At 47.7% G+C, this 22,322-nt stretch carries 25 protein-coding genes, 2 pseudogenes and 1 riboswitch; of the genes and pseudogenes, 18 read left to right on the top strand and 9 right to left on the bottom strand.

The annotated features are described in order from the left end of the window. Positions 1 to 31: 31 nt before the first annotated feature. The 6 genes from mug to B0X71_RS10090 all read left to right on the top strand — a co-directional run bounded on the left by mug (position 32) and on the right by B0X71_RS10090 (position 4,663). Positions 32 to 538, top strand: coding sequence for a G/U mismatch-specific DNA glycosylase (gene mug / locus B0X71_RS10115; protein ID WP_077589290.1), 507 nt, complete (start codon positions 32 to 34; stop codon positions 536 to 538). 728 nt (positions 539 to 1,266) lie between these two features. Then, complete coding sequence (locus B0X71_RS10110; RefSeq protein WP_077589289.1) at positions 1,267 to 1,689, top strand: DUF1259 domain-containing protein; 423 nt, start codon at positions 1,267 to 1,269, stop codon at positions 1,687 to 1,689. 7 nt (positions 1,690 to 1,696) lie between these two features. After that, positions 1,697 to 2,050, top strand: coding sequence for a hypothetical protein (locus B0X71_RS10105; protein WP_077589288.1), 354 nt, complete (start codon positions 1,697 to 1,699; stop codon positions 2,048 to 2,050). A gap of 34 nt (positions 2,051 to 2,084) precedes the next feature. Continuing rightward, positions 2,085 to 2,426, top strand: a complete 342-nt coding sequence (locus B0X71_RS10100) for a GNAT family N-acetyltransferase (protein WP_077589287.1) — start codon at positions 2,085 to 2,087, stop codon at positions 2,424 to 2,426. A gap of 122 nt (positions 2,427 to 2,548) precedes the next feature. Next, a complete protein-coding gene (locus B0X71_RS10095) occupies positions 2,549 to 2,767 on the top strand; it encodes a hypothetical protein (protein ID WP_077589286.1) in 219 nt (72 codons plus the stop codon). 523 nt (positions 2,768 to 3,290) lie between these two features. Beyond that, positions 3,291 to 4,663, top strand: a protein-coding gene (locus tag B0X71_RS10090) for an IS3 family transposase (protein WP_156889851.1) whose coding sequence is annotated in 2 segments (ribosomal slippage) — positions 3,291 to 3,750 and positions 3,750 to 4,663 — 1,374 coding nt in all. Because the reading frame shifts where the segments join, the coding sequence is not laid out codon by codon here. A gap of 213 nt (positions 4,664 to 4,876) precedes the next feature. Here the strand turns inward: B0X71_RS10090 and B0X71_RS10085 are convergent. After that, complete coding sequence (locus B0X71_RS10085) at positions 4,877 to 5,107, bottom strand: hypothetical protein (protein ID WP_077589285.1); 231 nt, start codon at positions 5,105 to 5,107, stop codon at positions 4,877 to 4,879. Between the two features lie 418 nt (positions 5,108 to 5,525). Here B0X71_RS10085 and B0X71_RS10080 point away from each other — a divergent pair, with 418 nt between their 5' ends. Continuing rightward, complete coding sequence (locus B0X71_RS10080) at positions 5,526 to 6,059, top strand: DUF4334 domain-containing protein (RefSeq protein WP_198038569.1); 534 nt, start codon at positions 5,526 to 5,528, stop codon at positions 6,057 to 6,059. A gap of 66 nt (positions 6,060 to 6,125) precedes the next feature. On the opposite strand, the gene B0X71_RS10075 is transcribed toward B0X71_RS10080, so the two are convergent. Genes B0X71_RS10075 through B0X71_RS10065 form a run of 3 tightly spaced genes read right to left on the bottom strand, consistent with a single transcriptional unit; the run spans position 6,126 to position 7,726 of the window. Beyond that, positions 6,126 to 6,611: a DMT family transporter gene (locus tag B0X71_RS10075; protein WP_077589284.1), complete on the bottom strand. Its 486-nt coding sequence runs from the start codon at positions 6,609 to 6,611 to the stop codon at positions 6,126 to 6,128. An 11-nt stretch (positions 6,612 to 6,622) separates the two neighbouring features. Then, complete coding sequence (locus B0X71_RS10070) at positions 6,623 to 7,288, bottom strand: Crp/Fnr family transcriptional regulator (RefSeq protein ID WP_077589283.1); 666 nt, start codon at positions 7,286 to 7,288, stop codon at positions 6,623 to 6,625. A gap of 12 nt (positions 7,289 to 7,300) precedes the next feature. Beyond that, the gene (locus tag B0X71_RS10065; protein ID WP_077589282.1) at positions 7,301 to 7,726 is read right to left on the bottom strand and encodes a DMT family transporter; all 426 of its coding nucleotides are present in this window, start codon (positions 7,724 to 7,726) and stop codon (positions 7,301 to 7,303) included. A gap of 215 nt (positions 7,727 to 7,941) precedes the next feature. On the opposite strand from B0X71_RS10065, the gene B0X71_RS10060 reads away from it, so the two are divergent. Together B0X71_RS10060 and B0X71_RS10055 are read left to right on the top strand one after the other, a co-directional pair. Further along, positions 7,942 to 8,454, top strand: a complete 513-nt coding sequence (locus tag B0X71_RS10060; RefSeq protein ID WP_077589281.1) for a GtrA family protein — start codon at positions 7,942 to 7,944, stop codon at positions 8,452 to 8,454. A gap of 207 nt (positions 8,455 to 8,661) precedes the next feature. Further along, a complete protein-coding gene (locus tag B0X71_RS10055) occupies positions 8,662 to 9,969 on the top strand; it encodes a purine/pyrimidine permease (RefSeq protein WP_232336686.1) in 1,308 nt (435 codons plus the stop codon). Between the two features lie 674 nt (positions 9,970 to 10,643). Here B0X71_RS10055 and B0X71_RS10050 read toward each other — a convergent pair. The 3 genes from B0X71_RS10050 to B0X71_RS20955 are packed head-to-tail and all read right to left on the bottom strand — an operon-like array spanning position 10,644 to position 13,029. Further along, positions 10,644 to 12,341, bottom strand: a complete 1,698-nt coding sequence (locus tag B0X71_RS10050; RefSeq protein ID WP_077589280.1) for a cbb3-type cytochrome c oxidase subunit I — start codon at positions 12,339 to 12,341, stop codon at positions 10,644 to 10,646. Between the two features lie 21 nt (positions 12,342 to 12,362). Next, positions 12,363 to 12,830: a cytochrome c oxidase subunit II gene (locus B0X71_RS10045; protein WP_077589279.1), complete on the bottom strand. Its 468-nt coding sequence runs from the start codon at positions 12,828 to 12,830 to the stop codon at positions 12,363 to 12,365. Positions 12,831 to 12,873: 43 nt separating this feature from the next. After that, positions 12,874 to 13,029 (bottom strand): cytochrome c oxidase subunit 2A, encoded by a 156-nt coding sequence (locus B0X71_RS20955; RefSeq protein WP_156889850.1) that lies wholly within the window; start codon positions 13,027 to 13,029, stop codon positions 12,874 to 12,876. A 427-nt stretch (positions 13,030 to 13,456) separates the two neighbouring features. Between B0X71_RS20955 and B0X71_RS10040 the strand changes: the two genes are divergently transcribed. The 5 genes and pseudogenes from B0X71_RS10040 to B0X71_RS10020 all read left to right on the top strand — a co-directional run bounded on the left by B0X71_RS10040 (position 13,457) and on the right by B0X71_RS10020 (position 17,658). Further along, positions 13,457 to 14,002 carry a DUF4256 domain-containing protein gene (locus B0X71_RS10040; RefSeq protein WP_077589278.1) on the top strand — a complete coding sequence of 182 codons (546 nt, stop codon included), beginning with the start codon at positions 13,457 to 13,459 and terminating at the stop codon, positions 14,000 to 14,002. Beyond that, positions 13,968 to 14,297: pseudogene (locus B0X71_RS10035) on the top strand (SAM-dependent methyltransferase); the annotation flags it as partial. The gene B0X71_RS10040 and the pseudogene B0X71_RS10035, both read left to right, overlap by 35 nt. A 189-nt stretch (positions 14,298 to 14,486) precedes the next feature. Beyond that, complete coding sequence (locus tag B0X71_RS10030; protein WP_198038568.1) at positions 14,487 to 15,233, top strand: FixH family protein; 747 nt, start codon at positions 14,487 to 14,489, stop codon at positions 15,231 to 15,233. A 488-nt stretch (positions 15,234 to 15,721) separates the two neighbouring features. Next, positions 15,722 to 15,825, top strand: a riboswitch (SAM riboswitch). A gap of 119 nt (positions 15,826 to 15,944) precedes the next feature. Then, positions 15,945 to 17,069: a 5-methyltetrahydropteroyltriglutamate--homocysteine S-methyltransferase gene (locus B0X71_RS10025; protein ID WP_077589276.1), complete on the top strand. Its 1,125-nt coding sequence runs from the start codon at positions 15,945 to 15,947 to the stop codon at positions 17,067 to 17,069. 118 nt (positions 17,070 to 17,187) lie between these two features. Then, positions 17,188 to 17,658: a GatB/YqeY domain-containing protein gene (locus B0X71_RS10020; protein WP_077589275.1), complete on the top strand. Its 471-nt coding sequence runs from the start codon at positions 17,188 to 17,190 to the stop codon at positions 17,656 to 17,658. Positions 17,659 to 17,813: 155 nt separating this feature from the next. Here the strand turns inward: B0X71_RS10020 and B0X71_RS10015 are convergent, their stop codons facing one another. Further along, entirely contained in the window at positions 17,814 to 18,074 is a 261-nt protein-coding gene (locus tag B0X71_RS10015; RefSeq protein ID WP_077589274.1) for a YrhK family protein, read from the bottom strand. A 459-nt stretch (positions 18,075 to 18,533) separates the two neighbouring features. On the opposite strand from B0X71_RS10015, the pseudogene B0X71_RS10010 reads away from it, so the two are divergent. Next, positions 18,534 to 18,674, top strand: a pseudogene (locus B0X71_RS10010) (ATP-binding cassette domain-containing protein); the annotation flags it as partial. A 185-nt stretch (positions 18,675 to 18,859) separates the two neighbouring features. After that, entirely contained in the window at positions 18,860 to 19,285 is a 426-nt protein-coding gene (locus B0X71_RS10005) for a DUF4064 domain-containing protein (protein ID WP_077589272.1), read from the top strand. Positions 19,286 to 19,879: 594 nt separating this feature from the next. Here B0X71_RS10005 and B0X71_RS10000 read toward each other — a convergent pair. Next, positions 19,880 to 21,019 carry a polysaccharide pyruvyl transferase family protein gene (locus tag B0X71_RS10000; RefSeq protein ID WP_198038567.1) on the bottom strand — a complete coding sequence of 380 codons (1,140 nt, stop codon included), beginning with the start codon at positions 21,017 to 21,019 and terminating at the stop codon, positions 19,880 to 19,882. 215 nt (positions 21,020 to 21,234) lie between these two features. Between B0X71_RS10000 and B0X71_RS09995 the strand changes: the two genes are divergently transcribed. Both B0X71_RS09995 and B0X71_RS20950 read left to right on the top strand, forming a co-directional pair. Then, on the top strand, positions 21,235 to 21,534 hold the full coding sequence (locus B0X71_RS09995; protein ID WP_232336685.1) for a hypothetical protein: 300 nt from the start codon (positions 21,235 to 21,237) through the stop codon (positions 21,532 to 21,534). 62 nt (positions 21,535 to 21,596) lie between these two features. Next, positions 21,597 to 21,743, top strand: coding sequence for a hypothetical protein (locus B0X71_RS20950; protein ID WP_156889849.1), 147 nt, complete (start codon positions 21,597 to 21,599; stop codon positions 21,741 to 21,743). The last annotated feature ends 579 nt before the right edge of the window (positions 21,744 to 22,322 follow it).

The following is a 22,322-nucleotide window of genomic DNA, read 5'->3' as shown; positions in this document are numbered from 1 at the left end:
TTTACATGTGAAAACCAAGGAGGCTGACGTAATGGAATTAACACCAGTACAGGATCATATTAAGAAGGGCTTGAAGATTTTATTTGTGGGCTTTAACCCCAGTATCCGGTCTTCAGAAACAGGCCATCATTATGCAGGGCCGAACAATCGCTTCTGGACCATTTTGTATGAAGCGGGCTTAACGCCGAGAAAACTGAAACCGGAAGAAGATGCAGAACTGTTGTCATTCGGTTACGGCTCCACCAACATTGTCTCCCGTCCCACAAAAGAGGCTGCCGAAATAACGAAAGCCGAGTATGAAGAGGGTACGATGGAATTGCAAAAAAAGATATTGGAGTACAAGCCGAAAGTCGTCTGTTTTGTCGGCAAAGGGGTTTACAAGGAATACACCAAGAAACATGATGTTCAATGGGGAGAACAGCAGGCACCTTTAATGCCGGGAGTCGCTGAATTTGTGGCTCCTTCATCGAGCGGCCTCGTCCGGATGAAGCTTGAAGACGTAGTGGCGATCTATAAAGATCTTAACCGGCTCATTTAACTGGAGTTGGCGGGGGGCAAGATTAAAATAAACAGAAAAAATAAGGGGGGCAGCTACAGCGCTCTCCATTGGTCTCATGCAGGCAGCAGAATTCATTTCTTTTTTGCAGGCATGGCCTAAAGATTGTATTGATTCTTCACATCAAAAAGAAGCCGGCAAAACGGAAGTACTAGTGGAAAATGGACCTGTGTCTTATAGACTTTTTGCTCTAACAGTGGCTCTTCACCAAAGCATGTACTTGACAAGAAGAAATCACTTCAAGCGGATGCGAGCCGCTTTGTGCTCCTGCGCAAGCTCGTCGCAAAAGACCTGTTCAAACTACGTTTGTCCTGCTCTTTCGCCACTTACCGCTCTTTCTTTCAGGTACAGCTGCAGCCACTCTCCACCTTTTTACACTACGTTGCTATTTCCCTTGTTGTCGAAAAGAAATCAAGAACATTTCTTGGCGAAGAGCGCTAACAGTTTAATTATAACGTAAATTCAGTAAGTTTTTAGGTAATAATTCAGGGGTTATAAGGCGCATTACTGTACATTCACCAACGAACCATGTAGGATGTAAGTTAATTAAACCCATCAGATAACCAATATATTTAATCATGTTCCGGTAAAATGCTGCAGACAATAGAGCTGCGCGCAAAGCCGCAAAGAGTCCTTGGATTCTTTGTGGCTTTTTTCATGGCTTAAACACATTAGACAATAATTATAATTCGATTAACAGGGGGATTTATATGAAACCTTCAGAAGCAGCTGCTCAGCAAGTGCGCCACCTTCTGGACATGGAAATTGAATTGGGCGGAGAGAAATACGTATTCAGCAAGTCGCGGACCATCGAAATCGGTACAGCCGATTTGATGCGAACCTGCATGTTTGACTTGATCGTTTCATTTGAGCAATACCAGCACAGCGGTCTCGCCCAGAATGAAGCGGAGCTTTATCTCCGGGCAGAAGAGTGTGAGGAGTTTCTGTCCATGCTGATCCGGCACGAGTATCCGCTTCCGACGGATTATCAGCAATGGCAGGAAGAAAAAGCGGATATCGTCTGCATGCACTTGAGAGCGACCGAGCCGCCTGAAATTTTTGCAGCCCGGCTCGCTGATGCTTTTCTGTTGTTTGATGCGGACGGCGATTTGAATCATTACCAGGAGAGGTGAAAGCATAATGCACCAGCAAGCGCCATTCCCGGTAAATACACGCTATTATTTTTCACGGGTGAAGGACACCCGGATGGAAGACGGGGAAGAATTCATTACATTATTTGCCCGGCTGACAATCGAAACGGCGGCATCCAGCACGTGCATCTGGGCGGATATAAAGGAAATCAACTGCAATCAGGCCAACCAGCAACTGACTGCAATGAAAAATGGCATTTATACGTACCAAGTACAGGAAGAGGTTTTCCGGGAGCTGAAACAATTCACACAGGCTCAGCAAAACGAACTGTATTCTCTGGATCCTCTTCATCAAACAATGACATTCAGACAGCTGGCGCCAATCAGCAGTATAACCGGATAAATCAAAGTTGATGAAGGCAGAAAGGGGATCAGGGATGTTAGTGAAATACAAAAAGACATGTGAGAAAATCGCAATGGGGTTGCTCGGATTGATGCCGAATGAGCGAAACGTGAAGGAACTCCAGAAATTAATCCGAATATATGAAGAAAAACCGGAAATGCAGTTGTATTTCTGGCGGGAAGGTGAAGACTATATTGGGTTGCTGGGTTTGGAAATGGAAGGTGACCACGTGGTCGTCTGCCACATCGCTGTCAATCCATCTCATCGGGGAGAAGGACTGGGGCAGGTGATGGTTGAACAAATTGAACAACGTGTCCAACCGCGTAAAGTCAAACTAACACAGGAAACAGAAAAACTTTGTTTAACTGTATGCTAAAAGAGAATCCAGCCATAAAGAGAATGCACAATTGGGTAAAAAAATAAAGGCTGCCACAGGAATTCCAATACTTTACACATCGTTAAGCCTTGGAAATTCCTAATAAACTGGGGGGAACCAGAATGGAATTGAATAATATCAAAGAACTGCTGATGACCATATCGCAATATCATACGGTCAACATTACGCAGACCTTCTCAAAAACAGGGGAAGATTGGATTGTTGTCAAATGTATGCCGGAAACAAGAGTGTTGGAACTGACCTATATACAGACCCAAACAGTCGAACATCATACATCCATCGATGAAGCGGCCACTATTATAGCTCGCCAAATCAATTGATATAAACTGCAGTATAAAAGAGGCTGTCCAAAAAGCCCTTAGGCTTATCTTGCCCAGATGTTCTTCCATAACGGAACGGCTTCTGCTGCGCAAACACTCACTTGCTCCTGCGCAAGCTCGTCGCAGATAAAACCGTTTGCCGCGGACGGACGGTCAAGCCTCCTCTGCCGACCCCGCCGGCATGCGGGGTCTGGACCTGTCCGTTTTTCCGCAGGCGTCTCGCATTTCCGCTAGCTTCCGCCGTTCTCTGCCAGGTCAATGAAAGAGACACACATAATAAAAAATGCATAAAGGCGGGAAAAGGGTTCCAGCCCTCTTCCCGCCTTTTTAATCTATTATTTGCTGAGCCCATTCGCTGAAACAGTGAGATACACACTTTTTCTGATCTGCCGCTGTCTCTTAAGTCGGGGTGGACAGGAAACCGGCGACTCCGGCGGAAGATCGGGTGGCCGAGACCCTCGCCGTGAAGCATGAGTGCACTGCACCCCAAATGTTGGACACCCACATTGGAGGTGCAGTGCTAATGAGGAAATTCACAGAAACCGAAAAATTCGAAGCGGTCCAGCAATATCTGAATGGGAATGCCTCCTATCGGGGCATCGCTGAACAGATTGGGATTGATCACAAATCAGTCCGGAAGTGGGTTGGTCTGTATCGGGCGCACGGGATGGATGGTCTCCGGCTCCGTTCTTCATGTACAAACTACTCGGTTACGTTTAAACTGGACGTACTCAAGGACATGATGGAGACGGGCGCCTCCCTCCTGGCTACGGCTGTCAAGTACAATATCTCTTCCCCGCAGACCGTGCTTCGCTGGAAACGGCAGCTAATGGACCGGCCAGAGACGCTCCTCTCCCTCGAGAAGGAGGAGTCGGCGGTGAAACGGGACCAACGGAAGACGTCAGATCAGCAGGATGCACTGGAAAAGGCGTTGGCAGCTGCCGAGGCGGAGAACGAGCGCCTGCGCATGGAGCTTGCCTATTCAAAAAAGCTGAGAGCCTTAGCTCAGAAAAAGGAGTCATCACCAACCAAGAACGGGCGCAAGCCGTCTTCGAGTTAAGGCATGAATTTCCGGTGAATCAACTGATCAAGGTGGCGGGCATGGCCCGCAGCACCTATTATGCATGTGTAGCGCGCATGAACCGGCCAGACCCGGACGCGGCACTCAAAGAACAGATCCAGGCCATCTATGATGAACACGACGGCAATTACGGGTATCGCCGCATCTGTGATCAACTGGTGAACCAGGGGATACGGGTGAACCATAAAAAAGTACAGCGCCTCATGGGCGAACTGGGATTGAAAAGCACCTTTCGACCGGTACGGACCCGGAAGTATAATTCGTATCCCGGCAAAGGCAGCCATGTGGCGCCGAACCTTCTGGATCGCCAGTTCACAGCGGATCAGCCGAACGAAAAATGGGCCACCGACATCACGGAATTCAAAGTGTGCAGCCAGAAGCTGTATCTGTCACCGGTGCTGGATCTGTTTAACGGTGAAATCATTACGTATACCTTAGGCGCGCGTCCAACCTACAAACTGGTGTCCACCATGCTGGACCAAGCGCTCGAGCGCTTAACACCGGGCGATGACCTTCTTCTGCATTCCGACCAAGGCTGGCATTACCGGATTGAGCCGTACCGTGAAACGCTTGTGGCGAACCACATTACCCAGAGTATGTCCCGAAAGGGTACCTGCTTGGATAATTCGGTGATGGAGAACTTCTTCGGCATCATGAAATCCGAATTTCTGTATAAGCGGACATTTGCGACAGTTGAGCAGTTCGAACGGGAATTGGCCGACTACATGGAGTACTACAACTGCAAGCGCATTAAGAGCAAACTGAATGGCCGGAGTCCGGTTCACTACCGACTCCAGCTACAGGCCGCTGCCTGAAAGCAAATTCATGTCCAAGAATTGGGGGTCACTGCAGAGCGGCGGTGGCTCGGACGTCCGTCCGCGGAAAGCGTCCGGTTTCCCTATCCCGGGCCGGGAGGTGCCGTCAACGAGTCTTTTGACCTTTTCGGACAGCCCCTTTTTTTATTTAATTTTGCACAAGTGCGGAACGTGAAAAAACCGCCTGCAATTGCAGGCGGTTTTCCTATGCGGTCAACTAAGGGCTGCCCGGCGGTCAATTTCATGTTCCGAGTAGCCTTTGCGTGCAGCCTGTTCATAAAGGAACGATTGCAGTTTCAGCAGCGACTCTGCTTTTTCTTCATTGCCTTTTGTGACTTCAAACAAATAGCCTTCCGACAAAGCCACAAGTGTCTCGTAATATTCAAACGGATCGTCGATTTCCTCGATAATCGCTTTAGCTTTGCTGATCTGTTCCGGTGTCATTTTTCTTCACCTCTTCGGTTTAAGTGTAAAAATTGGATGGCGGCTGACTTGCAGCTGCTAAGCTATAGGAAAAGAGGGAGAAAGTTAAGAAAGGATGAAACGGTAACTGTTTTTTCTTCTTTGCGTCTCCGAAAACCGGGATTCCTGCACAAATGCACCAACGGCAGAGGAGAAAAGCCATACTGCAGCCCGTCTTTCCATCAATCGGCCGGTGAAGGAATCGATTGGTTTCCTTATATTATTATAACGCGTTTTCAGGAAGAAATCTAAGAAGCGAATCGCTGGTTATGCATTATTAATAGTAGGGGAGACGTAAAAATCAAGGGGCTAGGTCAGTGCCTTTTTTTATATCGATGGCATTCGTTTTTTCATATGGACGGAAGGGAATGGAAGAAAAAAGCGAATAGGAGTGGATTCGATGAATCACCGGATGGTGCTGGACACCCTGCTGGAACAGCAGAATGTATCCCGAAAGGAAGCGCTTCAATTATTTGACTGGCTGGACGAAGTAGAAGTGGATTTTATGACCGGGTTATGGAAAGGAAGGGAATTGAAGACGGATCATCCGCTGGACGGACTCCTTGAGGCTTCCGGCTGGTTCGGCAAACGAATCGTCAATGCCGATACCGTCGATCCACTTGTGTTCCCGAAAGATGAGCGGCGGCTTTACAGGATAAATCCGGGTTTGCTTCCCCTGTCTGTTCCGTTTTCATTCATTCCACGTATTCTCGTCCGGCAGCTGGCGCCGAAAGTGGCTCCGTTTCTGAAAACAAAGAAAAGCAGGGCGCGGATCCGGCGGATGGAATACCGGGGAGTAGATAGCGCTGCAATGATTTATGACCAGCTGCCAATCATTGATGTGTTCCGGAAAGTCGATGAACGGACAGTGCTTGGCATGATGGACATGAAAGGGCAGCAGCCTTATTTCTTTATACTTGAACGGGTTGGCTAGGGAGCAAAAGCGAAACCCCGGACCATTCAATGGACCCGGGGTTTCATATCGTTATCGATTATAATTTTATTGCACTTCTTTCCATGCCGGTTGTCCTTGCGGGACAGCGGAACGCTCCAGTTTCGGCCCTAATTGAAACAGAACCACGCCGCTGCTGATGAGCAGGACACCGAGGAAGGACTGCCAGGTGAATGGCACTTGTTCCACCCCGAGCCAGCCAAGCGTATCCCACATCAGGCCAAAGAAGATTTGAGACACCATGACGAGGGAAATGGCGCGGCTCGGGCCGAGGATTTGTACGCCCTGCGTTACACAAACGACGACACCGATTCCGACGATTCCGCTGAACCAGAACCACGGCTCGGCATCAAACACGAATAATCCGGTACCTTCAAACATAAGTCCGGCTGCAAACGAGGCTGCAAATCCCAGTCCCAGCACCAGTGCGGTCGTAGACCAGACGCTGACTTGTTTTTTAACGTTGGCATTGAAGGTGTTTTGGAGGCAGACAAGTATGCCTCCAACCAATGCAAGTAAAATTCCGATGGCCATTTGATTTCCTCCTACTCGTAAATGTTATGACCGGCCTGCTCCAAGAGAGCTTCCCGGTTATAAATGGTGATCTTCCCGCGTTTTTTCGTGATCCATCCCGCTTGCTCGAATTGTTCCAAGACGCGGTTTAAATGCCGGTAGCTTGTGCCGATCAAGTCCGCCATATCAACAAGCGAGGTGGAATCGATCACAGCCCGGTCCGGTGTCATGGACAGCAGGTAACTGGCGATGCGGACATCGACTGCGTAGAGAAGATTGAAATTCATCACCCGTGATCGCACTTCGAATTTACGGGTGATGGTTTCCAGCAGGAATTGCAGCCACGCTGCATTATCTGCCATTTCATTCCGCAGAACGGGGAAGGGAATCCGGATCACCTGAGTCTCCGTGACGGCTTCCACTGTATTGATCAGCGGACATGCCTGTACATATTCAATATCGCCGACCAAATCAAACGGTGTTTTGAATGCTGCAATCAGGCGTTTCCCTTCAGGAGAAAGCATGGAAATTTTAAGTTTCCCGTCGACGAGCAGATAAAGCGCATGCGCTTCTTCGCCTTGGGTGAATAAGCGCTCTCCGCCTGCATATGCCTTTATGTGCATCAATTGCCTGACATGCACAGGGAACAAATCCGTCAAACCGAATTGCTTAAGGTAGCGGGCTATGCGTTCATCCATTTCGTTGCCTCCTTACCATTTCAGTACAATGACCCCGCCAATCATCAGTACGACGCCGATGATTTGTGTGCGGCCGATTTTCTTTTTAGTCATATCAAACCAGCCTTTGCTGTCGATGGCGACAGCTGAGATCAATTGGGCAATGAGGAAAACACCGATCGTCAGCGTAACGCCCATCCGGTGAACTGCCGTCATATTGCTGAATAGCACAATGGCCGCCAGCATGCCCCCCGATGCGTATAGCGGGGAGACGTGACGGAGCTCCCGGAATGACTGATCCCGCAAGAGGAGCACGATCAGAACGGCCAGCACAAAACCGGTGAATTGCGTCATTGCCGCTGCCTGCCACGTGCCGATTCCGATGCTGATCGTGGCGTTTGCCGCACTTTGGAACGTCAGAAAAAACCCGCCGGCCAGCGCAAATAAAATACCTTTCATTTCGCTTCACGCACCTTTCGTTAAGATCACTGTACAATGTGTGGCACAACCCCAAAAGGACATATGTCCCATTATCACGCCGATTCTTCGCAATTGAAAGATCTTTCCACTAAACTGAAAATAAATCCTGTTGTCGCTGTGTTCCGTCTTACTGGATGAGCGGCCATATTAAACAATACCGGATAAAAACGTCAAATTCAGCGAGTGGTGGGAGGATGTCTTTTTTCAGACGGAATAAACAAGGGCTGCTTCAGTTTGCGAATTACGGGCTGATCGGGATTTTATGTGCGGGGCTGGATTTGCTCGTACTGAATGCCCTGCTCATTTTTTTCCCGACCACGGATCCGTTCCTGCTGGCCCTGTTCAATACGATCGCCTATACGGCAGCTGTATCGAACAGTTATTATTGGAATGCAAAGTATACCTTCAAAGTAAAGAAAAGCAGAAAACAATTGATCCCCTATATCGGACAGGCAGCTGTCAGTTTACTGATCTCCAATCTGGTGTTTCTTGCCGGTCTCTGGGCTTTGGGGAGACTTTCTTGGTTTCCGGGCTGGATTGATACAAACATTGCAAAGGGACTGTCGATGTATGCTTCTTTTCAAGCAAGTTTCTTTTTTAATAAATACCTCGTATTCCGGACAGCTGCCCAAAAGCCGACGGAAACCGGGGCCGCGCCAGGCACACAGGGCTGGAAGAAGTCGAAGCGCAATGAAGATGACCAGTGACTGCTGTCTTTCCAACGGCGGAATGCCTGAAAAATCGGCGGATAGCTGAACCGGCTCCTGTAAAACAGGGAGTATCAGAAGAAACGTGCGATTTCTGCGGTATGACCGGATCAGCAATGAAAAACTCTTCGGCAGTCCGGAAATTGGTGGTATAATGCACAAGTCGCTCATTTGTTTGGACGAACTACCTGATTAAGGAGCTTTTCAGTGAACAAGCAAGCTTTTACAAACACTACAATGGAAACCATTCAATGGTTCATTTTTTTGCTCGCCAGTACCGTAGCGCTGCCGATTGTTATCGGCGCAATCTATGAAATGAATTTTATCGAGTTATCCGGTCTCATGCAGCGGACATTCTTCGTCGTTGGTGTGGCTTCTTTGCTGCAGGGGTTATTCGGACATAAGCTGCCGATTATGGAAGGGCCGGCCGGCATCTGGATCTCTATTTTTTCCGTTATGGCGATTACCGGACTCCAGGACGGCACTTCGCTGGAAGAAACGCTTCGTTCGCTGCAGACGACGATGATGCTGACGGGGCTGTTCCTGTTGCTGTTTGGCGTATTTAAAATATCGCAGAAGATTCTTCCGATCTTTACGCCGCTCGTCACAGGCACATTCTTTTTCCTGCTGACCGTCCAGCTTAGCGGTACCTTCCTGCAAGGGATGCTGGGCCTGCAGCAAGGGGCAGGAACCATCCAGGTGATGGATGCCGCGCTTGCGTTCCTGACATTCTTCCTGGTGCTTGGGCTGTCAATTTTCGCCCGGGGCTGGCTGAGCAGTTATGCTGTGTTCATCGGCATCGTCATTGGCTGGGTGGCGTATCTCCTTATCGTCGGGGGACAAGACACGGAAGGGGAAGTGAGTGTGTTCGCAGTGCCGGAAGTCTTGGCGTTTGGCATGCCGACATTTAATTTCGGCATGATTCCCATTGCCTTCATCACCGCGGTCATCATCATTTCAAATGTTGTCGCGTCCATCGTGGCGGTCAATCAGACTTTAGATATTAAACCAAAAGACAGACGGGCGCAAGTCGACCGGGGAACTACGTTTTCAGGAATCGGCACCGGCTTATCGGGCATGTTTTCAGGCATCGCGAATGTGCCGCTCGCGACGTCTGCGGGGTTCATCGCATTAACGGGACAGAAGCGGAAAGCGCCATTTATTTATGCGTCTGCTTTGCTGATCGTACTGACATTTTTCCCGCCGCTTGTCGCATTGGTATCCAGTATCCCGTCACCGATAGCCAATGCCGCATTGATGGCTTCGTTCGTCCAATTGGTTGGTCTCGCGATCAATAATGTATCGATGACAACGCTGGATTCCAGAAAAGTGACCATCATCGGCGTCGCTTATCTGATCGGCATGGGCACGATGTTCCTGCCGCCGGAAGTCTTCGCCGATCTGCCGGGAATCGTGCAGAATCTGGTGAGCAATGGACTGCTGCTTGGTACCGGGCTTGTCATCATAATCGAGCAGTTATGGAAAGATAAAGAAGAAACGTCTTATACGAAATGAAGAGGAGCCAATGGACTTGGCTCCTCTCAGCTTGTAGAAAAATCCGTGCAAACTGCATAAAGACATCGTGTCCAGTAACAGTCGGCAAAACCTGCTCGCTTTCCGCGGGCGAACGGCAAGCCGCTTCGGTCGCAATGCGACCTGCCGGGTCTCGCCTTGTCCGCTCTCCCGTTGGAGTCTCACAGGTTTTGCTTCGACTGGTCCAGGTCCAAAAGGGTATTGACCTATGCAGCGATATCCGTCCCTTTCATCCTTTAGGGAAAGCTGACCAGCTTTCGAGTTGCTTCTCACTTTAAGAATGATTAGGAGAAGAAAAGGAAAAACGCCCCATCAAACCTGTGTGCTCCCGCGCAAGCTCGTCGCAAAGGGTGCCCTCAATACTTTCGGTCCTGCCTTTCCTGCGAAAAAACTGGCTGCCGAGATCCCCGAGTTCCTTCAGGACGAGGAGGCTTGAGAGGAAGGGGGGCGAAGGGCGCGACGTCCTGTCGCTTCGGTCTCCTGACCCGCTCCTGCGGGCCTCGCGGAAAGGGTGGGCGTTCTTTTCTGACTCATCAAGTTTTTTAAAACTGGAAAAGACTATCCACTTGCAGTTTTTTGTATTAAAAATCTTTTATTTACAGTCCGAGAGGAGCCAATGGATTTGGCTCCTCTTTCTATTTGACACGATTTCCGGTTTAAAACATCAGGAACGGCAGTGAGCCCGGGTTATGCCCGGAAATGAAATCGAATAGCGGGATCACGTAAGCGATCGCGATGGAAATGACACCGAGTGTCACCCAGATGGACCAGCGATCCATGAACAATGGAGATGCATCTTTTTCACTGAAATCTTCTCCGATCGGAAAGTCGGTTTCGCCTTTCGGAGCGAAAAATGCCAGCTGTGTCCAAATATAGACGATCAGGACAATTGCGCCGAATAAGATGATTCCGCCCAGGGCCATGAACATTTCGTAAAATGCCCAGTCCGCCGCTGCGTTGTGACCCCCGTATGTGGTATCAGCGGTACGGCGGGGGCTGCCCAGCAATCCGTTTATATGCATCGCACCGGACATGATCAGCATGCCGCTGGCCCAGATAATGGTCTGGGCAATCGCCAGCCGATTAAGCACTTTCGTCATTTTCCGGCCGCTAAGGAACGGAACCAGCCAATAGGAAACCCCGAAGAACGTCAGCATGACGGTCGTTCCGACGGTCAAGTGCAAATGGCCGGTCACCCAAATGGAGTTATGCACGACTTGGTTGATCTGATTGCTGGCGTTGATGATGCCACCGAGGCCCGCCGGAATAAAAGCGAACATGGCGACTATCAGCGCAAAGAAACGGGCGTCCTTCCACGGAAGGATTTTCCACCAGCCCAATAAACTGGTCACGCCTTTTGCCCGTCCGGCCCATTCCATCGTTGCCAGCATCGCAAATGCGGTCATGAGGGAAGGGAAAATGATCATAAACGTCTGGATAACGTGAAGGAATTTCAATCCGACCGATAAGCCCGGATCAAGGATTTGGTGGTGAAAGCCGCCCGGGACGTTGGCGACAACGAGAATCACCACGGCAACCCGCGCCAGCGAATCGCTGAATACTTTTCCACCGATGATTTTCGGCATTGAGACGTACCAGGCAGAAATCGACGTCAGCATCCAAATATTGACGAGTGTATGGCCGAATGCCCAAAACAGCGTACGGCCGATCATCGGGTCGATGGTCGGAACCCATCCGAATGCCCAAGGAATGACCAGTCCCACGACGAATACGGCGATGAACAGCGAGGCGAAGACCCACAGCACAAACACGGCATTGGAGAAAAACGCGAAAAGTGGTGTGAGTTTTCCGGGATTGTTTTTACGCCAGCTCTGATACGTGATGAACATCCCCACACAATTCAGCAGGATGCCGACGACGATAAGCGACAATCCGACATAAAACCAAGGGTGCGCCTGCATCGGTGTATAAAACGTATAAAGAACATTCGCTTTGCCAGCCAGGATGAAGAAGGCAGCGGTAACAGTTCCGACCGACATGAGGGCAAAACCGGCCCAGCCGAACCCGATGGTTTTAGGATGGAGCCCCCCGAGCACTTTTGAAGTGCCTGCGTACAAGTAACCGATGCTGAAAAATGAACTCAGCACTAACACAAGCAAAACACCGTGCGCCGTCAGCAAGGCATAATAACTGATCCAGGAAGGAAGCTCCAAATAGCCGCTTCGGACAAATCCCTGCAGCAATCCCGCCAGCCCGCCGAATAACAGCGCAAGAAATGCGATGGATAAATTGGCGGCGGATAAACGGACATCTTCTATTGGAATTCGGGTAGTGGTGTCCCGGTCGACTACTTTTCCTGTCGGACGAGTGGGTAGTTCAGATACGTGCGCCATAAGATCCCAACTTTCTTTTGGTTATTTTACAGTGATGGTGTTTGCCATATATTCGTGGCCAAGACCGCAGTACTCGTTACATAAAATTAAGTATTCACCCGGCTCTGAAAATGTGTGGCTTACTTTAGAAATGTGGCCGGGGACGACCATCACATTGACATTGGTGTCAGAGATTTTAAAACCATGGGTGACATCCGGCGATGCGAGCGTGAAGTGGACAGTCGAGCCGGCCGGGATTTCCAGGTCGCCTGGCCGGAAAGCAAACATTTCAGCGATTATGGCAAGTTTATACTCATTTTCGCCGATTTCAGTCAAAGCGGCGTTAGCAAAAAGTTCCGATTCCCGGACCGTTTCGGGATTAATGGTCTGTGCATGACTCGGCGGGCCCATATCCAGAAAAAATGTTTGAATGGCTAAAATGGATAAGAAAATGATTAGGATAAAAGACCCGATCATAAGCCAAAGTTTCTCATAATGGTGAATGCGCATAGCTCAGAAACTCCTTTCTGTTAACGCTTTATTCCATACAGATTTAAAGCCGGTCTAAAAAAAGAACCATGATGCCGAACCAGGAAACAATCATGACTGCCGCTAAGATCAGGACAGATACAAACGTTCCTTTCAATGAATACTCTTCTGCGGTGCTGTGTCTGTCTATACCGAGCTGCTTGCGGATAGACTTGCTCATTGTTTTGGCCCCCTTTCTCGGTGAATGGAAGGACTGATTCGGAACCGTTCTTCATGCAGATGCTTCCATCAATCCCGGAATAAAAATAGCAATTGCTAATTTTCTTTCGTTAAATTTAGAATACACACAATAAAAAGCGGGAGATGTGAAATAAATCACACTAATGCGTAAAAAATTATTAAACCAATGAAAAAACAATGTTATCCCATTCAAAGCACATCGAACATCTCTCTTTGTCGCCGGTTCCCCAGAATCCGGTGTGGAACTATAGGGGCGACTTACCCGTCTGCTTAGATAGATGTTTTATTAGGGGGAGTCATATTAAAAACGCTGTTAATTTCAAAATGATCGCTGACCGTATGCCATATCAGGTAGAAGGCGGATAACGGGAACATGCCAATTCAAGTGGACGGGAGAGGGAAGACGAATGACTGACATCAGTAATGACCAGGTGTTGACTGTGGAGCAGCGTGAAGAATTACTCCGCACACTTAAAATCCGGTTTGGGAAAAACAGGCACCGCCACAGCGGTATTGTTTGGGACCGAGTGGTAGAGGAGCTGAAAGCAAATGCCGAAAAAATATGGTCTCTTCACGAAATGGAGAAAACCGGCGGGGAACCGGACGTAATCGAATTGGACGGACATAAAAACGGAATCTTTTTTTGCGACTGCTCGAAAGAGAGCCCGGAAGGACGCAGAAGTGTCTGCTATGACCGGGAAGCACTGGAATCGAGAAAAAAACATAAGCCTGAAAACTCGGCGGTGGATATGGCAATGGTCATGGGGATTGAGCTGCTGACCGAAGAACAGTACAGAACGCTGCAACAGCTGGAGGAATTCGATGTGAGAACTTCGAGCTGGGTACAGACCCCTGCGGACATTCGGGAACGGGGCGGAGCGTTATTTTGCGACCGGCGCTACGGCCATGTCTTCGTGTATCTTTTGCCATGGGCTCATTCATTTACTGGATGAGCAGGAGCGGAGTAAATTCATCAAGGACTGTTACGATCAGCTGAAGCCGGGCGGCTATTTGGTGATCACGGCTATTTCGAAAGAAGCCCCGATGTACGGAAAAGGCACACAGCTCGGCAAGGATTATTTCGAGGTCTATGAAGGAGTAAAAATGTATTTCTATGATGCCAATTCCATCAAGGAAGCGTTTGGCCATTACGGATTAATCGAAGTATCGGAAATCCTGGAACCGCATAAGAATATGGAAAACAAGCCGCCATTCAGATTCAACATGGTCGTTTGCCAAAAAAAGTAATGAAGACTGCTGTGTAAGACGAAAAGTTCGATTCATAGCCACAAATCCGCTCTTGAAGCGATTGTAACCGGTTCTTGCAAAGCGTACGATTATGGTTGGATTAATGCAGGACAGGTAATTTAGAATGCGGACGACAGGAACTTAATGTCATCCAATAGTTACCAGCATATGTCAGAAGGGAATAAAATCATGAAAAAACTTGTACCGCTTTTATTCACAGCAGCAGTATTGACTGCATGCGACTCAGGAGAGTCCACTGGTGCGGGGGAGGCTGAGCCTTCACTGCCGGAACCGCTTGAAGTGAGCCTGCAAGTTCAAGAAACCGTTGTTGCAAATGAACCCGTTGAGTTAACGGCAATTGTGACACAAGGAACAGAAGCTGTCACAGGTGCGGATGAGGTGGAATTCGAAGTGTGGCAGGAGGAAGAGAAAGAGAGCAGCAATCTCCTGACGGCCGGTCACGAGGGAGAAGGAGTGTACGTTGCTGAAACCTTGTTTGCCGAAGCCGGCGTCTATCATATCCAATCTCACGTCACAGCAAGAGATATGCATACAATGCCGGAGACCACGATTACAGTCAGCGGCCCGGAACCTGCACTGGGAGAAGAAACTGCGCATCCGTACAGTCATGACGCCCATGGCACAGTCACTATTCACCTGGCTGAGCCCGGAGCGATCCAGTTGAATGAACCGGCGATATTCAACGTTCATGCGAAAAGCGGGGAAGTGCAGCTGACAGGAGCGGACGTCTCGTTGGAGTTATGGCGAGAAGGCGCTGAAAAGCATGAATGGGTGAAGTTGACAGAACAAGAGGGAGCCTACACGGGTGAAGTGACATTTGCGGAAGCGGGTACGTACCAAGTGCAAACCCATGTCATGAAAGATAGTGACAGTATACATGAACACACCGAGACGGTGATCGAAGTTTTGGAATAATTAAGGCATGGCTGGATAACTGGGACGCTTTTTCAGTGTCCAGCTTTTTTTCGAAATAAATTAAAAGAGAATTCTCGTAGACAAAAATGGATAAAAGAAAACGGGGCTATCCTGTTCATGCGATGATCAGCATACTGACCCAAAATCCGGATCATCAACCGTATTTGATGTTTATCCAGAACCAACCGGAGTATGTGATTCATCATCATTAGATCAGCGGAGACAGTTGTTATTTGCTGGAATGCAAATTCCCATTGAATGAAGAATTGAATGGATTTCTGGTGAGCTTGAGCCGGCTTGTAAATTATAAATTGTCACTTATCATAGACTAACTAGATACTCAAAAAAGAGCTGGAATTTTTGTAATGGAATTTAAGTAGTAAAAAATTACTTAAGGAAAATACAAAATCAACAAAAATAAAAACAATCAATTCTTGACGCAGGTCTATATTACTTGTAGGCTACTGTTAATAACCAATTGCATAACTTTCTTATCCAGAGAGGCGGAGGGACTGGCCCGAAGAAACCTCAGCAACAGACTGCGACAAACAGTACTGTGCTAATTCCAGAAGCGTAAGCTTGGAGATGAGAAGAGTCCGTTGTCAGTGTATGCCAAACCCTCTTCTGAAATTCCGGAAGAGGGTTTTTATTTTTTTACCTGTAAATGGATTACTGCATCCATCAAATTAGAGTAGAAAGAAGGAGTTTATATTGACCCAACCAGCAACCGAAAAAGCGAAAACGAATCGTCCATTCCGAGGCGACCATGTCGGCAGTTTCCTCCGGCCGGAGCGGCTGAAAAAAGCCCGGGCCCAGCGGGAAAACGGAGAAATCACGAACGAGGATCTGCGAAAAATTGAAGATGAAGAGATTATCAAACTGATTGCCGAGCAAAAAGCAGCCGGTCCGAAGGCAGTCTCGGACGGCGAGTTCCGCCGGAAATGGTGGCATTTCGATTTTCTGGCCGGGTTTGATGGTGTGGAGCTGTACGATGCCGAACAAGGACTCCAATTCCACGGAAAGCAAACAAAAGCGCTGGGCATCAAAGTGACAGGAAAAATCCGATTCAATGGGCATTATATGATTGATCACTTCAAATTCCTTCGGGATAACGCTGGTGACGCTGTGGCGAAATTCACAATTCCAAGCCCGAACATGCTGCTGTTCCGGGCGACGTTTGAAGAAGGCGTATATGAAACTGAGGAGGAATTATTCACGGATCTGATCACTGCGTATCAGGAAGTGATTGCGGCCTTATACGACGAAGGCTGCCGCTATCTCCAGCTGGATGATACTTCGTGGGCTTCCTTTTTCTCTGAGGAAGGACGCGCAACCATCCGGGCAAAAGGAAAAGAACCGAGCAAAGCAGCTGCACTTTGTGCCCGGGCGATCAATGAGGCCATTGCAGAGAGGCCTGCGGATCTACTCGTGACGATGCACATCTGCCGCGGCAATTTCCAATCCACGTATTTCTCGAGCGGCGGATACGACGCAATGTCTGAAATCATCTTCGGCGGTCTGGCCGTCGATGGACTGTTTCTTGAATTCGATGACGAGCGATCAGGCGGGTTTGAACCGCTTCGCCATATCAACCGGCCGGATTTGACGGTCGTGCTGGGACTCATCACATCCAAGTTTGGCGAACTGGAAGATCCGGAACGTGTAAAAGAACGGATTGCAGAAGCTGCTGCCTATGTGCCGCTGAATCAGCTCTGTCTGAGTCCGCAATGCGGCTTTGCTTCGACAGAAGAAGGAAATTTGCTGACCGCTGAGCAGCAATGGGAAAAAGTCCGCCATGTCGTGAACATTGCACATGATGTCTGGGCAGATGCATAATCATTATTGATCATGGCTGTGCCTGCCATCCCACCAGAAAAACGGGGCGGGATGGTTAGCATTTGCGCCCTTCCAAAAGGAATAGTACGATCAGGTAGACAGAACGAAGGAACTAACTATGAAGGGACAGATCATGATGACGATCAAGACAGACATCGACCAGCACATCAAAGAAGCTATGAAAGCGAAAGACAAAGAACGGCTGGCGACACTCCGCCAATTGAAATCCGCCTTGCAGAACGAGCAGATCAACGCAAAAGACCCGCTGACAGCTGACGAAGAACTGACGGTCGTGAACCGGGAAGTGAAGCAGACGAAAGAGGAACTGGAAGGTTATCAGAAAGCGGAAGGGGATTATGCTGCCGTCATCTCGAAACTTGAAAAGCGGTTGGAAGAGCTCTCCCGTTATTTGCCTGCACAGCTGAGTGAAGCGGAAGTTGAAGCGGCTATCCGGGAAGTCATTACTGAAACCGGTGCAGCGGGTCCCTCCGATAAAGGCGCTGTATTGAAAGTGATCATGCCGAGACTAAAAGGCAAAGCAGACGGCAAGTTCATTAACCAGACCGTTGCCCGTCTCCTCGGACAGTAATATCAGGAAATGGAATAAAGGCACACTCACATGTCGTGAGTGTGCCTTATTTTTTTCAATGGTTTGCGTGCAAGAAAGGGAGGAAGCAGAAGTGACTTATGCCGTTGCCGGCCATTTGTAATTTGTTCTGCTATAAGACCGGGTGCTCGGTTATGTCAATTACTTATCCGTTTAAGATGAATACCCTTCGCGATATTGATGACAGCCCGGGCAATCATTAAAATGCTGCCGCCAATAAAAAAGGAAATGGCGATTGTCTGGCTGACATCCGATAGGAACAAGATACTGCCGATTAAATATAAAACACCGAGGAGGATATCATTCAGGTAGGACAGCACCTGATATCTTTGCTTGATTACGAGTTCATGTTGTCCGGCATCTATATAAACAGATTCCTGTTTTTTCTTGATGTTCATTGTCGTTTCCCTCCTTACATGCTTATTCTTAATGGATAATTTAACAAATTTAGCGCTGAATTTCTTCCTTCATGCCTCAGGTGGAGGATATTATATCTGACTGAATAATGCTTACTCGAAGGCAGAGAGGGTGTAATAGTAATTGTTTGAGGAAGAGGGCGGAAAGAAATAACCGGAAAAGCCAAGGATTGATGGATTAGCTGGAAATCGATTGGAACGGGAATAAGCACGAATAGAAAGAGCAAGACAAAAGGTGGCAACTGACTTACGAAGTACGATCTTTTAACGGACACTGCCATAGATGAAGATATTACATTTTAAGTTTTATCATTTTAAATAGTATAAAATTACATAAAAAAAACAATAAAACACAAAAACCAGAATCAATAAACCCAATCTGGGAACTAACTGGAATTCAAGTCGTATAAACTAAAGATAGAACAATATGGAGGGGATTTTTTGACAGAGACGGCAATGCAATTAATTGGCTTGAAAAAGTCAATCGGCAAAAAAGAAATCATAAAAGGGTTGGATTTTGAAATTCGGACTGGTGAAGTATTTGGCTTTCTTGGACCAAATGGTGCAGGAAAAACGACAACGACGATATCAAACCCCAGCCATATGACGGGTGGCGTTATGTCTTGGATAATGCAGGCCTAGCCATGCTTATCAGTTTATTTACCATTATCGTCTTGCTTGTCTACTTGCTGTTATTTTTAGGTGCATCATGGATAGCTTTCACAAAGCGGGATATTGCAGAACATTAATAATGAGGAGGTATTTCTATGAAACGAACAGGAGAAGTCGTAATAGGGAGTATTGGTGCTGTGGTTTATGGACTTGTCGCGGCGTTTGGCGGTATGATGATCTGGCTTCAATCGAATGAAGATGTGCTGGAACAGTCGCTAAACCAGGCAGCTCAAGAAAATCCGGAAGTGGCAGTCGGGGATTTTGGGGCGATGATTGATACAATCGGCGCTGGTGGATGGCTGCTGGCACTTACAGCGCTTGCCGCGATTATTTCAGGAATCGTTGCGATGGTCTTACTCAAAGGGAATAAAAATCCCAAAGTTGCCGGTATCATCTTTATTGTAACAGCAATCGTAGCAGCCGTAATAACGGCGGGAGCTGGTATTATCGCGGGGATTTTCTACTTAATCGCCGGAATCATGTGTCTTGTTCGGAAGCCGTCCCGGATGATTGAAACTTGAGTGTAGAGCCGGAAAAAGCCATCAGGGTTTCTTCCGGCTTTTTTCGCTTGATCGGGCAAAAAAGATAAAGTTAAAGCAGAGATTAAAAAGAAGTCCAATGGTTATTCTATCAATGAGCGATAGCTAGCTTATTATGATGATGAATCATGTTTCTTCTTGTCTTCAGTATGGTTCTGTGGCTTAATAAGCGATCTCTTGACCATCGTCTGGCTATTTATCATCGACTTCATTCTTTTTATCGGCATCGTGATTTTCGCACTGATTTACTTAAATACGAATGACCGGTTCAAAAAAGATGGAGAAGGAGGGAGAAGGCCATGAAGAAAATTGCAATGGTAATGGAGGTATTCAATTGAGTTTTTTTGATGTTCCGGGATGGTATATCTGGATCACCTTAGGAGTGGTCGTTCTCTTCATCGTAGTCAGCGAATGGTGGGACAGAAAGTAGAACGCTGCCTGAATATGTCTGACACTTTGCTGCCTTGATAACGAATGCCGTATAGCCGAGGTAACACAATAGTCGTGAATTTTCGCCGCTGCATTACAAAATGACCATCAAATTAAGCTGATGGCCATTTTAACCAGAAAACACTTCTATGATTGTTGTGGATTGGTCTTGTTTTTAACTGTATGTCGATTAAGGGTTTCAGATATTTGTAGAATCGATTCCACGACTCGCGGATAATACGTTTCTTTTGCCGACTGGAACCGCGCAACCACGCTATCGTAATTGTGTTCGATGTCCTCAACCGCCTGGAGAATCTGATCAGCCGTCACTTGATCGGTCGGAAGTGCAAACTCCGAGCAATCAACTGTAGCGGCAAAATCCAGGCATTTTCCGCGGTAAGCCAGAGACACGAATGGGCGGTCTCCGGAAGCGGACATGATATTGGCATGGAGCTTGAAGTTAATTGTCAAATACGCCTCACTGATCAGTTTTTGCAGCAATTGCGGTTCGTATACTTCCGAAATGGCATGACAGCGCGGGTCATCAATTTTTTCCGCCAATTGCTTCACATGCTTTATATCCTCCGTCCAGATCGGGTAGCAAAGCACATCATACCCTTTAGCGGTCAGTGAACGGATTGCCGCTACCATTTCCGCTTCGACCGCCGCCTCATTTTTACCGAAGATGTTGTTATTCGATGTTCCCCAATTCACGAGAATGATGTTGCGGTCAGCTTTTTTCTCCAGCTTGTCTCCGAACAGTTCAGGCGCATAAATCAGTGCCGGATCTCCGATTTCGTGTATCGCGTTCACTAGTCCTGTATTCAGTACCATGTTCTTAGTGTACGGCCCACGAACACTCAAATAATCCAGCTGTTCATATATTTCTTTAAAGGCATTCGCCTGTTCAGCCGGCAATCGCACATTATCCATACTGGCATCCCGCGGAATGCCGTCCGCTCCTGTACCCCACGAGACAACCGGTATTCCGTGCTCAATGGCTTCCGCGCATACGTTTAAAAGCCAGAACGAAGAATCGATCAGTGAACCGCCGCCCAGCACCACAAGGCCGTAGCGGGAGACATCCGCTCGATAACCGGGGACAGGCGGGAACGTATCAATATTCGGCACCGTGTTTTCCTGTTCCGGCTGATGACGGGAAAGAAACATTTCCTTGAACAATTCAAACAACAAATCATCCCCGACATTGCCATTCCCGAGCCATCCTAAGTATAAGATATTCTCCACGTTATTCTGTTTTGGAATGGACAAATTCCTGTTATTCATAGACTTAGCCTCCGATACCTGACATGAATTTAGAATGTACCCACTATAAATCATATCGAGAGACGTGTAAAAAATAGTCAACCGGCGCTTCGGATAATTTAAGTCATAATGAATTTCTTTCGTCTTATGTAACATATAATTTCCATTTAGTAATATATATTACATTCAAGATGTGGAGGCCAGAATTTGAACTGGTTCAAGGTGGACTCGATGCAATGACGGAAAATCCGCTCTGGGCTGTGTTCATGGTGACGACCATTGTTTACGGGTATTTATCTATGAATACGAGCGTAGAGCATGAGTCGGAAACTTCAAATCCGAGACGGTCATTCATCGTGGGTCTGATTGTCGTTAGTGTTGTTGCGACAGGCGTGACGGTGTTTACAGCTTTCACACTAGGATTCGATTGGCTGAACGGCCTCTTAATCGGGGGAATCATCTTCATTTGCGGACTCATTCCGATTCTTTATCTTTATCGCCTCAGGAAGAAGAAGTTGATTGAATTAGAAGAATAACCGGGAAGAGCTGACTTATAGGGCACTCCAGAGAAGACGTAGACTCAAAGGAGGCGAAGGACTTGCAGTCAGAGGAATCAAGACAGTTCCTGGTTGAGACGCGGATGTATCTGATTCGTTATGGAAAACGTGACAGGGACATCGAAGCAGCTCTCGAAGAACTGGAGAAGAAGCTGGTTGAAGGGGAAGAGAACGGGAAGCGCACATAGGACATTGTCGGGGATGACCCAAAAGCATATATGAAAAGCATTAAAAGCGGGTTGCCGACAGCTAAAAAGAAGCTAGTTGTCCTGATTCCGGCAACGGTCCTCATCATTTTTAGCATACCTTTGTTATATTCCTGGGCATGCTCTTGATTATTGCTTCGTTCGCCATTTTTTCGATCGTACTATTCAAGGGTATCGCGTTTTCCGCAACATCTGAGCAGAATCTGTTAATTACTGTGAGCTGCCTCGTCATGTTCGTGGTGTATTCGCTTTACACAAGATCATGCCTTATGATGATCGTTGTTCTGTTAATAAGCATAGGACCTGTGGCAGGATGGCTAATACCTGCAGACATTAATGAGAATCCTCTCTATATTACGTTGACAATCGTTGTGATCAGCCTGCTTTCCATATTAATTGCCTTTATTTTTTGGCAAAACACTCGCAAAAGTGATCAAACGGATAGCAGAAAGTGTAAATTTCAAAAGCTGCACCGGGAACTGGACCGGTGCAGCTTTTAAATAAGTTTAATTTGATATGGATGTTGCTACAAATATCCGCGGCAACGTCCAACCAATTTGC

The sequence above is a fragment of the Planococcus lenghuensis genome, assembly GCF_001999905.1.
Classification (GTDB): Bacteria; Bacillota; Bacilli; order Bacillales_A; family Planococcaceae; genus Indiicoccus; species Indiicoccus lenghuensis.
Note: the sequence above shows the minus strand (reverse complement) of the source record. Positions and strands in the feature narration are given on the sequence as shown.